The organism is Dactylosporangium salmoneum (genome assembly GCF_039532525.1).
Lineage (GTDB): Bacteria > Actinomycetota > Actinomycetes > Mycobacteriales > Micromonosporaceae > Dactylosporangium > Dactylosporangium salmoneum.
This window is the reverse complement of the sequence record NZ_BAAARV010000003.1, coordinates 87,083-100,894: the sequence shown is the minus strand read 5'-3', so window position 1 is coordinate 100,894 and position 13,812 is coordinate 87,083. Positions and strand designations below refer to the sequence as shown.

The window sequence follows — 13,812 nt, the reverse complement described above, 5'->3', positions numbered from 1 at the left end:
CCGCCGCGCTGGCCGCCGCCTGCGCCGCGGCCATCGGCGCGTACGTGCTCGGCGGCGCCGCCCCGGCGCACCGGCCACAGGCGCCGCACGGTTCGGGCGACGACCCGGACCGCCGCGCGGCCTACGAGCTGCTGGTCGCGGCGGCCGGCGAGCTGGCCGACGCCCCCGCCCAGCACTACACCGGCACGGTGCCCGGCCGCGACGGGCGGGCCGTGCGCCTGGACGCCCGCATCGGCCGCGACGGCACCGCGCTGTCCACTGTGGACTTCGAGGACCGCGGCCACGGCGACCTGCTCGACCTCGGCGACGACGGCACGTATGCGCGCGGCGACGACGCCTTCTGGGACACGGCCGGCCCGGCGGGCGCGGCCGCGGCCTACGGGACCGCCTGGGTCAGGGTGGACTTCGACGCGCTCGGGTTCGACGCCCGCGCGCTGATCCCGCCGGTCCTCGCCGCCGACCTGCTGCCGCCCGCCGCGGAGGACGAGGGCCTGCCGGCCCCGGGGGACCTGCCGCACCTCGGCGACCCGGCCACCGTCGGCGGCGCCGAGGCCAGGGCGGTCCGCACCGGCGCCACCACCGTCTGGATCGCCACCGGCGGCCCGCCGCGCATCGTGCGGGTCGAGACGGCCGGCTCCGGCCCGGCCCCGTCCGGTCCCGCGTACGTGCCAGCGCGGGCCCCGTCCGGCGCCGCGACGGCGCTCGACGTGGCGCCGCTGGCCGGCGGCGGGCTGGCCGGCTTCCGGGATGCGCTGCGGGCCCGGGCCGGGGAGCTCGGCGGGGCGATCGACGCGCAGGTCAGCCCCGCGATCGAGGGCCAGATCAAGGTCGGCCCGTGCGCGCCGTCGTCGTGCCAGGCCGAGGTCACCGTCTCGGGCCGGCTCACGGCCCGCTCCGCCTACCTGCGCCCGTCCGCGCCGGTGCATGCCCAGGTCACGATCGCCATGACCGTCGAGAACCGGCCGATCAAGACGTGCACGCCGGTCGTCACCATGCCGGCGGGCGGGACGGCGACCGCGCAGTGCACCGCCACCTACACGGTGAAGACCACCCAGGATTCGTACCTCGTGGAGGCCAAGGCCAGCGCCAGCGCCCGGGCGCTGCTGCCCGCCGACGTGCAGCGGATCGTGGACCGCCTGGCCACGGCCCTGCCCGAGCCGGAGCCGCCCGCGGTGGCGCCGCCGCCGTGCGAGGAGCCGGCCGGGGCCGCGGACGGGCCGGGGGACTGGCACCCGTCGGGGCGGCCGGTGGCCCGGCCGGCCGCGCTGTACCAGGAGCAGGTCACCGGGGTGCGGCACGGGCGGCAGTACCGCCTCGGCCGGCACGACTTCGACGGGCTGAGCGTCGAGGACGGCGGGCTGGTGCTGCTCGAGGCCAAGGGGGAGGGCTACGCCTGGCCGCTGTGGGGCGTGCGGGTCGGCTCCGACGGCCGCCTCGTCTACGCCGACGACCAGGACTCCTCGGCCGCCGCCGGCCGGTGGGCGGAGCGGGCCCGGCGCACCCTCGGCGGCATCGAGCGGCAGCTGCGGGCCGAGGTCGAGCAGGTCCGCGGCGTGCCGGGGGCGCGGCTGCGGGTCGTGGCCGCGGAGCAGACGGTGCTGGACGAGCTCAGGGAGTACAGCCGCGGCGTCATGAGCGCGGAGGACTTCGCGCGCATCGAGTGGCGGCACGAGGCCCGCGACCCGGGCTTTCCCGGCTGCCCCTAGCCCCGCGACTTTCCGCCGAGCCGACGAAAGTTCTGCCAGTTCCAGCGATACATCTGGACACATCGATGCAGAACCCATAGTGTTGCCGCAGCCCTGAGAGCGCTCTCTAGAAGATCCATCTCTGGCTGCGGCGCGGCGGCGCGCGCCCTGCCTGGCGTCAGTCAGGAAGGGAAAGCAAGTGAACCGACATCGACGATGGCGGCCGGCGGCGGCCGCCCTGACCCTGCTCGCACCGGGTCTCGGCGTGCTGGCCGGACCCGCCGCACCGGCCGCGGCGGCCATCAACGCCGCGGACTATCAGCAGGTCACCCTGGCCAAGGGGGTCGCCGAGACGGGCGAGCCGATGGCCATGACGGTGCTGCCGGACCGTTCGGTGCTGCACACCGCCCGGGACGGCACCCTCCGGCGCACCGACGCGGCCGGCAACACGTCGGTGATCGCCAACATCCCCGTGTACACCCACGACGAGGAGGGGCTGCAGGGGGTCGCGGCGGACCCGAGCTTCGCGACGAACCGCTACATCTACCTGTACTACGCGCCGCCGCTGAACACCCCCGCGGGCGACGCGCCGGCCAACGGCACGCCCGCCGACTGGGCCACCTGGACCGGGGTCAACCGCCTGTCCCGGTTCACGCTCAACGCCGACTACACGCTCAACACGGCCAGCGCGGTGACGGTCCTGGAGGTGCCGACCAGCCGCGGCATGTGCTGTCACGTCGGCGGCGACATGGACTTCGACGCGGCCGGCAACCTGTACCTGTCGACCGGCGACGACTCCAACCCGTTCGAGTCGTCCGGGTACGCGCCGCTGGACGAGCGCACCAACCGCAACCCCGCCTACGACGCGCAGCGCTCGGCCGGCAACACGAACGACCTGCGCGGCAAGATCCTGCGGATCAAGGTCAACGCCAACGGCTCGTACTCGATCCCCTCGGGCAACCTGTTCGCGCCGGGCACCGCCAACACCCGGCCCGAGATCTACGCCATGGGCTTCCGCAACCCGTTCCGGCTCAGCGTGGACAAGGCGACCGGCATCGTCTACGTCGGCGACTACGGCCCGGACGCGGGGACCACCGACCCGAACCGCGGCCCGTCCGGCCAGGTCGAGTTCGACCGGGTGACCGGCCCGGGCAACTACGGCTGGCCGTACTGCACCGGCACGAACACCACGACGGAGACCTACAACGAGTGGGACTTCGCGGCCAACGCCACGGGTCCGAAGTACAACTGCGCCGGCGGCCCGACGAACAACTCATTCCGCAACACCGGCCTCACGACCCTGCCCCCGGCCAAGGCGGCCTGGATTCGCTACGGCGGCGACGCCGGCAGCCCGGCCGCGTTCGGTGGCGGCTCCGAGTCGCCGATGGGCGGCCCGGTCTACCGGTACAACGCGAGCAACCCGTCGACGACGAAGTTCCCGGCGTCGCTGGACGGGCAGTTCTTCGCGGGCGAGTTCGGCCGCGGCTGGATCAAGCCGATCGTCGTCAACGCCGACGGCTCGCCGGGGGCGATCGACACCTTCCCGTGGAACGGCAAGCAGGTCATGGACATGCAGTTCGGCCCGGACGGGTCGCTGTACGTCCTGGACTACGGCACCGGGTACTTCAACGGCGACGCCAACTCGGCGCTGTACCGCTACGACTACGTCGGCTCGGGCGGCAACCGTGCGCCGACCGCGGCCGCCTCGGCCAGCAGGACGTCCGGCGTCGCCCCACTCGCCGTGACGTTCTCCTCGGCCGGCTCGTCCGACCCCGAGGGCGGCGCCCTGACGTACTCGTGGGCGTTCGGCGACGGCGGTACGTCCACGGCGGCGAACCCGTCGCACACGTACACGACCAACGGCAACTACGTCGCCACCCTGACCGTGAAGGACCCGCAGGGCGCGACCGGCACCGCGAGCGTGCCGATCAGCGTCGGCAACACGGCCCCGACGGTCGTCGTCAACGCCCCGGCGCCGGGCCAGCTGGCCGCGTTCGGCGACTCGGTGCCGTGGAGCGTCACGGTCACCGACCCCGAGGACGGGGCGATCGACTGCTCGAAGGTGACGATGAACTACCTGCTGGGTCACGACCAGCACGCGCACCAGATCACGTCGCAGACCGGGTGCTCGGGCACCATCACCATCCCGGTCGACGGCGAGCACGACGACGCGGCGAACATCTTCCCGATCTTCGACGCGCAGTACACCGACAAGGGCGGCCTGACCACCCACGCGCAGAACATCCTGGGCCCCAAGCACCGGCAGGCCGAGCACTACAAGACCTCGTCCGGGGTGAACAAGTACAGCAAGACCCAGGCAGAGGGCGGCATGACCGTCGGCGACATCAACAACGGCGACTGGATCGAGTTCGACCCGTACAAGCTCGACAACGCCACCTCGTTCACCGCCCGGGTCTCCTCCGGCGGCGCGGGCGGCACGCTGCAGCTGCGCACGGGCTCCGCGACCGGCACCGTCATCGGCTCGGCGACCGTCCCGGCGACCGGCTCGTGGGAGACGTTCACGACGGTGACCGGCACCATCAGCGGCGCGCCGGGCACACCCACGCAGCTGTACCTCACGTTCTCCGGCAGCACGACGGCGGCGCTGTTCGACCTCGACAGCTTCACGCTCGCCGCCGGGTCGAGTCCCACGACCACGAACCTGGCCCTGAACAGGCCGGCCACGGCGTCGAGCACCGAGTCGGCGGCCTACCCCGCGTCCAACGCCGTCGACGGGTCCGCCACGACGCGGTGGTCCAGCGCGTTCTCCGATCCGCAGTGGATCCAGGTGGACCTGGGCGCCCCGAAGGCGTTCAACCGGGTCCGGCTGCTGTGGGAGGCGGCGTACGGCTCGGCGTACCAGATCCAGACCTCGAACGACGGCACCACCTGGACCACCATCCGGTCGGTCACGGGAGGCAACGGCGGCGAGGACGACAACACGGGGCTGTCCGCCACGGCCCGCTACGTCCGCATCTACGGCACCGCGCGGGCGACCGCGTGGGGCTACTCGCTCTACAGCTTGGAGGTCTACGGTGTTTCGTAAACTCGCCCTCGGCTTGGCGGTGGTGACCGCCGGCCTCGGCCTCACCGCGGTGCCCGCCCAGGCCGCCCCGGCCTTCACCGTCCTGGTGTTCAGCAAGACCGCCGGCTTCCGCCACGACTCCATCCCCACCGGCATCCAGGCGGTGCGCGACCTCGGCGCGGCCAACAACTTCGCCGTCGAGGCGACCGAGGACGCCACCCAGTTCAACGCGGCCAACCTGGCCCGCTTCAAGGCCGTCGTGTGGATGTCGACCACCGGCGACGTGCTCGACGCCACCCAGCAGGCGGCGTTCGAGAACTACATCCGGGCCGGCGGCGGCTACGTCGGCGTGCACGCCGCCGCCGACACCGAGTACGACTGGGCCTGGTACGGCGGGCTCGTCGGGGCGTACTTCCTGAGCCACCCGGCGATCCAGACCGCCACGGTCCGCGTGGCCGACCCGAACCACCCGGCCACGGCGGGCCTGCCGGCCGCGTGGAGCCGCACCGACGAGTGGTACAACTACCGCACCAACCCGCGCTCGCAGGTGCACGTGCTGACCACATTGGACGAGTCGACGTACAGCGGCGGCTCGATGGGCGCCGACCACCCCAACACGTGGTGCCGGGCCTACGACGGCGGGCGCTCCTTCTACACCGGCATGGGCCACACGCAGGCCAGCTACTCCGAGGCGGGCTTGCGCAACCTGCTGCTCGGCGGCATCCGCTACGCCGCCCAGGGCACCGGCGACTGCTCGGTCGGCAACCAGCCGCCGCCGCAGACCGACCTGGCCCTGAACCACCCGGCGACGGCCTCCAGCGTGGAGAACGCCTCGTATCCCGCCGCCAACGCCGTGGACGCCTCCACCACCACCCGGTGGTCCAGCGCGTTCTCGGACCCGCAGTGGATCCGGGTCGACCTGGGCGCCACGCACACGGTCAACCGGGTCCGGCTGGTCTGGGAGGCCGCGTACGGGTCGGCGTACCAGATCCAGATCTCGGGCGACGGCACCACCTGGACGACGCTGCGCTCGGTGACGGGCGGCAACGGCGGCGAGGACGACAACACCGGGCTGAGCGGCTCCGGGCGGTACGTGCGCATCTACGGCACCACCCGCGCCACCCAGTGGGGCTACTCGCTGTTCACCTTCCAGGTGTACGGGACCTGATCGGGGGTAGCGCCCGTCCGTGCCGACCTTCTTCGGGCAGCCGCGGGTCCTGGCCAACCTGTTCGGGGTCGAGCTGTGGGAGCGGTTCTCGTTCTACGGCATGCAGGGCATCCTGCTGATCTACCTGTACTACCAGAGCTCCCGCGGTGGCCTCGGCATCGACGAGGCCACCGCGACGAGCATCGTGGGGGCGTACGGCGGCTTCGTCTACCTGTCCACCATCGCCGGCGCCTGGCTCGCCGACCGGGCGATCGGCGGGGAGCGGGTGCTGTTCGGCAGCGCCGTGCTCGTCATGGCCGGCCACATCCTGCTGGCCGTCGTGCCCGGTCTGCCCGGCGTCGGGCTCGGCCTGGTCTGCGTGGCGCTGGGCAGCGGCGGCGTGAAGGCCAACGCCACCGCCATCGTCGGCGCGCTCTACGACGAGCACGACCCGCGCCGCGACGCGGGCTTCTCGCTGTTCTACCTCGGCGTCAACCTGGGCGCGCTGGCCGGCCCGCTGCTCACCGGGCTGCTGCAGACGTCGCTGGGGTTCCACTACGGCTTCGCCCTCGCGGCGCTGGGGATGGCGGTCGGGCTGGTGCAGTACACCATGGGCAGGCACCGGCTCCCGGCACAGGCCAACGTCGTCCCGCATCCCCTGCCCCGCCGCCGCGTGGCCCTCGTGGCGGCGCTGGCCCTGGTGTCGATGGCCGTCATCGGCGTGCTCGGCCGGGGTCATCTGGCCGTCGTCGTGGTCGTGCTCAGCGCCGCCGCGGCCCTGGCCTACTTCGTCGTGATCCTGTCCAGCCCGGCCGTCGGCCGGGTCGAGCGCGACCGCGTGCTGGCCTTCATCCCGTTGTGGGTGGCCAGCGCCGGCTTCTGGTCGCTGTACCAGCAGCAGTTCACGGTCCTGACCGTCTACGCCGACCAGCGCCTGAACCGCTCGCTGTTCGGCTGGCAGATGCCGGTGTCGTGGGTGCAGTCCATCAACCCGATCTTCATCATCGTGCTGTCCGGCGCCTTCGCCGCCCTGTGGACCCGCCTGGGCGAGCGCCAGCCGTCGACCCCGGTGAAGTTCGCCGCCGCCACGGTCATCATGGGCGTGGCCTTCCTGCTGTTCCTGCCGATGTCGGGCACGGGCCGGGGCGGCGCTCCGCTGGCGGGCCTGATCGGCGTGATCTTCGTCCTGACCGTCGCCGAGCTCCTGCTGTCCCCGGTCGGGCTGTCGCTGTCCACGAAGCTGGCCCCGGCCGCGTTCCACACCCAGATGGTGGCGCTGTTCTTCCTGTCCGTCGCCCTGGGCACGGCCGCGGCGGGGGCGCTGGCCACGCGGTACGACCCCGACCACGAGGTGCCGTACTTCTCGATCCTGGGCGGCGCCGCCATCGCCCTCGGCGCCGTCGTCGCCGCCCTGACCCCGGCCATCCGCCGCCTGATGCACGGCGTCCGGTGATCGCTGCCGCTACCGCCGGTTCGCGTCCCGGTACTGCTCGTCGGGGACGGGCTCGAGCCAGGTGGTGGGGTCGCCGCCGTCGGGCTTGGCCTCGAGCATGGCAAGGTGGCTCATGAACGTGTCGGCGGCGGCGCCGTGCCAGTGCTCCTCGCCGGGCGGGCAGATGACGGTGTCGCCGGCGCGGATGCGCAGGACGGTGCCGTCGCGGGTGCCGACCAGCCCGACGCCCTCGGTGACGTGGAGGGTCTGGCCGACGGCGTGGAAGTGCCAGTTGGTGCGGGCCCCGGGCGTGAAGCGCACGAGCGCGACGGTCATCCGCGACGGCCCGGTCCCGCTGTAGACCGGGGTCAGGTACACGTCGCCGGTGAAGTTCTGGGCCGGGGTCTTCGCGGTGGGCCGGACGGGCTGCAGTTCCATGGAAGGACGCTCCTCCTTCAGGCGGACGGGCTCAGCAGGGTCTTGATCGCGCGGCGCTCGTCCATCGCCGCGTACCCGTCGGCGACCCGGTCGAGCGGCAGCGTGAGGTCGAAGACCTTGCCGGGGTCGATGATGCGGGTGGTGATGAGGTCGATGAGACCGGGCAGGAACCGGCGCACCGGCGCCGGCCCGCCGTGCAGGTGGACGTGGGAGTAGAACAGTTCCTCGCCGGGCAGGGCCACGCCGTGGGCGACGCCGACGTAGCCGACGTGCCCGCCGGGGCGGGTGGAGCGGATCGCCTGCAGCATGGACTCCTGGGTGCCGACGGCCTCGATGACGCAGTGGGCGCCGAGGCCGCCGGTCATGTCCTTGACGCGGGCGACGCCGTCGTCGCCGCGCTCGGTGACGATGTCGGTGGCGCCGTAGTCCAGGGCGAGCTTCTGCCGGTCGGGGTGGCGGCTCATCGCGATGATCCGCTCGGCGCCGAGGTGCCTCGCGGCGAGGACCGCGAGCGCGCCGCCCGCGCCGGCGCCGACGACGGCGACGCTCCTGCCCGGCTTGACGTCGGCGGCGACGGCGCCGAACCAGCCGGTGCCGAGCACGTCGGAGGCCGCGAGCAGGCTCGGGACGAGGTCGGCGGGCGGCGGTTCGGGCGTGGCCACGAGGGTGCCGTCGGCGAGCGGGACGCGCAGGAGCTCGGCCTGGGCGCCGCCGGCGCCGACGTACTCGCGGTGCACGCAGCTGGACTGGTAGCCGGCGCGGCAGATGTCGCAGGTGTTGTCGGAGGCGAAGAACGAGCCGACGACGAACTGGCCGGGCCGGATCGTGGTGACGCCGGCGCCGACGGCCTCGACGGTGCCGACGTACTCGTGGCCCATCGGCGTGGGCCGCTCGACCGCCTCGACGCCCCGGTACGCCCACAGATCCGAGCCGCAGACGCAGGTCGCGGCGATGCGGACGATCGCGTCGGTGGGTGCGGTGATCGCCGGGTCCGGGCGGTCCTCGATCCGCACGTCACCCGGGGCATACAGGACGGTGGCTCGCATCTGGTGTCTCCTCGGGCATGCGGTTGACGGTGCTCTTCCCGGACGTGCTGCGTTGAATCCAACGCGACGGCCCAGCCCGATGGGAGGGCCTGCCGAAGCAGGTAATGCCAGCACCCCTCAGCCCCCGGCGGCGCGCCGTAGCGTGAAGGCCGTGGACAACCGGGACGAGGTGCGCCAGTTCCTGGCCTCCCGGCGCGCGAGGATCACCCCCGAGCAGGCCGGGCTGCCCCAGTACGGCGGCAGCCGCCGCGTGCCGGGGCTGCGCCGCGCCGAGGTCGCGCTGCTGGCCGGGGTCAGCCCGGACTACTACGTCCGCCTCGAGCGGGGCAACCTCACCGGCGTCTCCGACACCGTCCTGGAAGCCGTCGCCCGCGCGCTGCGGCTCGACGACGCCGAACGCTCCCACCTGCACGACCTGGCCCGGGCCGCGAACGCACGCCCCCGCGCCCACCGCCGCCCCGCCCGCCAGCAGGTCCGGCCGGCGGTTCAGCAGCTGCTCGACGCGATGACCGACGCACCCGCCTTCGTGCGCAACGGCCGCCTCGACGTCCTCGCGATCAACCCGCTGGGGCAGGCGCTGTACTCGCCCGCCTTCGCCGGCCCGCAGCGGCCGGTGAACCTGGCCCGGTTCTGCTTCCTCGACCCGGCCGCCGAGGACTACTACCCGGACTGGGACGACGCCGCCAGCACCACCGTCGCGCTGCTGCGCACCGAGGCCGGCCGCGACCCGTACGACAAGGCCCTCACCGATCTCGTCGGGGAGCTCGTCACCCGCAGCGACGCGTTCCGGACCCTGTGGGCGACGCACAACGTGCGGCTGCACCACACCGGCGTCAAACACTTCCGCCATCCCGTCGTCGGGCTGCTCGGGCTCGGCTTCGAGGCCATGCCGCTGCCGGCCGACCCGGGCCTGACCTTGACCGCGTACCACGCGGAGCCCGGCAGCCCGTCCCAGGACGGCCTGCGGCTGCTGGCCAGCTGGGCGGCCACCGGCGCACCCGGCCCGGCCGGGCGGTCCTGATCGCGCTGCTGCGGTGCCGGTGGTCGGGCCGGGCGGTCCTGATCGCGCTGCTGCGGTGCCGGTGGTCGCGCCGGGCGGTCCAGATCGCGCTGCTGCGGTGCCCACGCTGGGGCGGGCGGGTAGAAAGGGAGGCGTGAGGACGGCTGAGGCGATGCGGGTGGAAGCGGCCGGGCTGTTGCGGGTGGCGCCCCCGGCGGTGCGGGTGCCGTTCGACGACGAGGCGATGCGGCGGTGGATCGAGTACCGGCCACGGCCCGGGCGGCCCGGTGTGGTGCTGTGGCAGCTCGGCGTCGAGGCGCGCAAGGCGGCGCACCGGCTGCTGGCCACCGCGCTGCGGCCGCACGCGTTCGCGCAGGCGATGGCGATCGTGGCGCTCGAGGAGGTGCTCGACCGGGCGGAGGGCTACCGGCGGGGGCGGCACAGCGCGGACTACTGGGTCGTCGTCTTCGGGGACCCGGTGGCCGGCGGGCGGTGGGGGTGGCGGTTCGAGGGGCATCACCTGTCGGTGACGATGATGCTCGACGGCGACACCGTGTACCCGACGCCGGTGTTCCTCGGCGCGAACCCGCTCGCCACCGAGTACCGCGGGCGCAGCGTGCTGCGGCCCCTCGCGCCGGAGGAGGACCTCGGGTGGGGGGTGCTGCAGGCGGTACCGTCAACCGTGAAGCAGGGGTGGAGCGCGACCGCCCCGATCGATATTCACAGCGGACCCCGCGCCGACTTCATCGTGCCGCCGCCCGGGGTCCCGGCCGGTGAGCTGCCGGACGCGGCCCGGGACCGGCTCGACGAGCTCGTGGCGCTCTACCTGGAGCGGCTGCCCGAGGACATCGCGCCCGCCGTGGACCGGGATCGGCTGTCGTTCGTGTGGCAGGGGCCGCAGGAGCGGGGCGGGCGGCATTACTATCGGGTGCAGGGCCCGGATCTGCTCATCGAGTACGACAACACGGCCGACGACGGCAATCACGCCCATACCGTGCTGCGCCGCCCCGAGTCGGACTTCGGCGGGGACGTGCTGCGGGCGCATCGAGCGGAACGGCCGCATTGACCTAAGCCGTGCGGCGCAAGCGCACCCGGTCGAGGTGGCTTCGTGCTCGCCCTGGACGTCACCGACGGGGCGAGCGCGGCCGCGGCCGCCGCCAAGGACGTCACCCTGCTGGTCATCCCGCGGAAGATCCTCGCCGGCCCGCCGCGAAAGCCGCCCTCGCCGGGGATCTGCGCCGGCTCGACCCGCGGCTACAGTAGGCCCGTGATCCACCTCCTGCCGTGCCCGCCGGGCGGTCCCGATCGGCGCGAGCTGCAGGAGTCGATGCTCCATTGGCTGTACTCCCCGGAGCTCACCACCCTCATGGCCCACTTCGGCGGGGCACTGCCACGCGGCGGTTCCGCTTCCAGCTCTGGCGGGGTGCTGCCGCCGCGCGACGGTTCCGGCTCTGGCGGGGTGCTGCCGCGCGACGGTTCGGGCTCCGGCGGGGTGCTGCCGCGCGACGGTTCGGGCTCCGGCGGGGTGCTGCCGCCGCGCGACGGCGGCTCTGGCGGGGTGCCGCCGCGCGACGGCGGCTCTGGCGGGGTGCCGCCGCGCGACGGCGGCTCTGGTGGGGCGTTGCCGGGCGGCAGGCCCGGCCTCGGTGTCGACGGCCTGGCCGAGGCGCTGCAGGCGGCCGACGACTTCTCCGCCGCGGCGTGGGACTTCCGCCACGGCGCCGAGCGGGCCGACGCCGCCGTACGCGAGTTCCCGCCCGACGTGGCGGACCTCGTCCGGGCGGCGGCGCCCGCGCTCGGCCTGTCGGGCCGCAACCGCCCGCCGGCCACCCGGTACGACCACGCGCTCGTGCTCGGCGGCCGGGTGCGCAGCGGGTTCGCCCGGGCCCGCCACCTCGCGAGGCTGCTGGCCGGCGGCGTCCGGGTGGGCCGCACGGCCGGGCTGGCCAGCTTCCGCCCCCTCGGGGCCGAGGCGGCCGACGTCAACCTGGCGTCCAACGCCGGCTTGGCGTCCAACGCCGGCTTGGCGTCCAACGCCGGCTTGGCGTCCAACGCCGGCTTGGCGTCCAACGCCGGCCTGACGCCCGACGTCGCCCCGGTACCCGACGTCGGCCCGGTACCGGACGCTGGCCTCAAGCACGGCGCCGGCCTCGCGCCCGACGCCACCGAGGCCGACGCGTTGCGGCTCGCGCTGCGCCAGGCACTGGGGCGCGTCGACGTGGTGGCGGCGCAGCCGTCGCGGCCGGGTGCCCGGGCCCACACCGGCGACACGCTGGCCGCCTGGGCCGAGTCCGTCGGCGGCGACCTGAGGGGCGCCCGGGTGCTGATTGTGACGACCGACCTGTACGTGCCGTTCCAGCACGCCGACGCGGTACGCCTGCTCGGCCTGCCCCACGGCTGCGGCATCGACACCGTGGGCTTCGCCTGGCCCGAAGCCCCGGTCAGCGCCGTCCTCCAGGAGATCCGCTCGACCATCCGCTCGATGCGCGCCCTGCACGCCGCGACGCTGAAATAATCAGGGGCAGGCGGACACGTACCCGGTGACGACCGCCCACCGCGAGCTCCCGGGAGCCGACCCTTGGCCAGAGCACCCTCCAGCGCCGCCCGCTTCGAAGCGCTGTACCGAGACAGTTACCAGGACCTGCTCGGCTACGCGCTGCGCCGGGTGGACCGGCCCGACAGCGCCGCCGACGTCGTCGCCGACACGTTCCTCGTGGCGTGGCGGCGCATCGACGAGATCCCGCCCGACCGGGCCCGCCCCTGGTTGTTCGGCGTCGCCCGCAACGTGATGGCCAACCGGCAGCGGTCCGAGCGGCGCCGGGCCGACCTTGCCGAGCGGCTGCGGCAGGAGCTGTCGCGGGCGACGGTGGTCCCGCCCGACGTCCCGGCGGGGCTCGGGGCCGCGTTCGCCACCCTGCCCGAGGCCGACCGGGAGCTGCTGCGCCTGGTCGCCTGGGAGGGCCTGGGCGCCGACGACCTCGCCGTCGCGCTCGGCTGCTCCGTCAACGCGGCCCGCATCCGCCTGCACCGAGCCCGCAAACGCCTCGCGGAGGCGCTCGCGCAGGTCTCGACCACCACGCCCCTGAGGAGCTTCGATGCCTGACGCCGACGAGGAGCAGGACGGCCTGATCCGGCTGCTCGCCCCGACCGTGCACGTGCGCACGGCCCCGGACGAGGACCTGCTGCGCGCCATCATGGCCACGCCCGTCGGCCGACCGGCGCGGCTGCCCGGCCGGCACCGGCGCGGCCTGATCGCCGCCGCCGCGGTCGCCGGGCTGGCCGCCGCCGCGTTCGCCGTGTTCGCCGCCCTGCCGGCCTCGGCGCCGGTCGGTGCCCCGCCGGCCGCGAACGCGCTGTCGATCACCGAGGACGCCGGCTACCTGGTCATCACGATCAAGGACCCGGCCGCTGACCCCGCGCGGTACCAGGCGGAGCTGCGCCGCCGCGGCCTGAACATCACGATCGAGCTCGCCCCGGCCCAGCCCGAAGACGTGGGCAAGGTCGTTTTCGCCGAGGTCGGCGACGGCGGCCGGCTGACGTACATCGAGGACCCCGGCCGCTGCACCGCCAACGGCTCCTGCGCCGTCGGGGTCCGGGTGCCGGCCGGCTTCAGCTCCTACGCCCGGATCACCTTCGGCCGCACCCCGCTGCCGGGCGAGGAGACCGAGGCCGGCTCCCAGAGCGGCGGCGATGCCAAGACCGACGCGCTGCTGGGCAAGACCGTGGCCGAGGTCCGCCGGATCGTGGCCGCGCAGGGTCGAACGCTGGACTACCGGGTCGGCTGGCAGTCGCTGGCCGCCCCGGCCGACCAGGTCCCGGGCTCGTGGAAGGTGTACCAGGCCGCGTACGGCACCGGCCACAGCATCATCGTCTGGGCGTCCGAGGACGGCACCGCACCCAGGCCGCCCGCCGGCAAGTAGGGAGCCCGCGGGCCGGTGGTGGGCCCCATCGCCGCCGCCCCTCGTGGCCTGGACCGGATGGCGTCCAGGAGTGGACCGGGCCGCTTGCACCCCGAGTAGATGTCGGGGGTTGGCGGCCC

11 protein-coding genes are annotated in these 13,812 nt (G+C 74.2%); 9 read left to right on the top strand and 2 right to left on the bottom strand.

Features of this window, described 5'->3' with window-relative positions:
• From ABD352_RS00705 to ABD352_RS00685, 4 genes are all read left to right on the top strand, one after another.
• Positions 1 to 1,706, top strand: a 1,706-nt coding sequence (locus tag ABD352_RS00705) for a hypothetical protein (protein ID WP_344610180.1), incomplete at its 5' end; no start/stop codon positions are given.
• Between the two features lie 178 nt (positions 1,707 to 1,884).
• Positions 1,885 to 4,731 (top strand): PQQ-dependent sugar dehydrogenase, encoded by a 2,847-nt coding sequence (locus ABD352_RS00700; protein WP_425553426.1) that lies wholly within the window; start codon positions 1,885 to 1,887, stop codon positions 4,729 to 4,731.
• Positions 4,721 to 5,878, top strand: coding sequence for a ThuA domain-containing protein (locus ABD352_RS57475; RefSeq protein ID WP_425553425.1), 1,158 nt, complete (start codon positions 4,721 to 4,723; stop codon positions 5,876 to 5,878). Before ABD352_RS00700 ends, ABD352_RS57475 begins: the two co-directional genes overlap by 11 nt.
• A gap of 19 nt (positions 5,879 to 5,897) precedes the next feature.
• Positions 5,898 to 7,310, top strand: coding sequence for a peptide MFS transporter (locus ABD352_RS00685; protein WP_344610179.1), 1,413 nt, complete (start codon positions 5,898 to 5,900; stop codon positions 7,308 to 7,310).
• Positions 7,311 to 7,319: 9 nt separating this feature from the next.
• On the opposite strand, the gene ABD352_RS00680 is transcribed toward ABD352_RS00685, so the two are convergent.
• Both ABD352_RS00680 and ABD352_RS00675 read right to left on the bottom strand, forming a co-directional pair.
• The gene (locus tag ABD352_RS00680) at positions 7,320 to 7,727 is read right to left on the bottom strand and encodes a (R)-mandelonitrile lyase (protein ID WP_344610178.1); all 408 of its coding nucleotides are present in this window, start codon (positions 7,725 to 7,727) and stop codon (positions 7,320 to 7,322) included.
• 17 nt (positions 7,728 to 7,744) lie between these two features.
• Complete coding sequence (locus ABD352_RS00675) at positions 7,745 to 8,773, bottom strand: zinc-dependent alcohol dehydrogenase family protein (RefSeq protein ID WP_344610177.1); 1,029 nt, start codon at positions 8,771 to 8,773, stop codon at positions 7,745 to 7,747.
• Between the two features lie 151 nt (positions 8,774 to 8,924).
• Between ABD352_RS00675 and ABD352_RS00670 the strand changes: the two genes are divergently transcribed.
• From ABD352_RS00670 to ABD352_RS00650, 5 genes are all read left to right on the top strand, one after another.
• Entirely contained in the window at positions 8,925 to 9,794 is an 870-nt protein-coding gene (locus ABD352_RS00670; RefSeq protein WP_344610176.1) for a helix-turn-helix transcriptional regulator, read from the top strand.
• 151 nt (positions 9,795 to 9,945) lie between these two features.
• Positions 9,946 to 10,839: a DUF3500 domain-containing protein gene (locus ABD352_RS00665; RefSeq protein WP_344610212.1), complete on the top strand. Its 894-nt coding sequence runs from the start codon at positions 9,946 to 9,948 to the stop codon at positions 10,837 to 10,839.
• Positions 10,840 to 10,881: 42 nt separating this feature from the next.
• Positions 10,882 to 12,288 carry a hypothetical protein gene (locus tag ABD352_RS00660; RefSeq protein ID WP_344610175.1) on the top strand — a complete coding sequence of 469 codons (1,407 nt, stop codon included), beginning with the start codon at positions 10,882 to 10,884 and terminating at the stop codon, positions 12,286 to 12,288.
• 63 nt (positions 12,289 to 12,351) lie between these two features.
• Positions 12,352 to 12,876 carry an RNA polymerase sigma factor gene (locus ABD352_RS00655; RefSeq protein WP_344610174.1) on the top strand — a complete coding sequence of 175 codons (525 nt, stop codon included), beginning with the start codon at positions 12,352 to 12,354 and terminating at the stop codon, positions 12,874 to 12,876.
• Entirely contained in the window at positions 12,869 to 13,693 is an 825-nt protein-coding gene (locus ABD352_RS00650) for a hypothetical protein (protein ID WP_344610173.1), read from the top strand. Before ABD352_RS00655 ends, ABD352_RS00650 begins: the two co-directional genes overlap by 8 nt.
• Positions 13,694 to 13,812 lie beyond the last annotated feature (119 nt).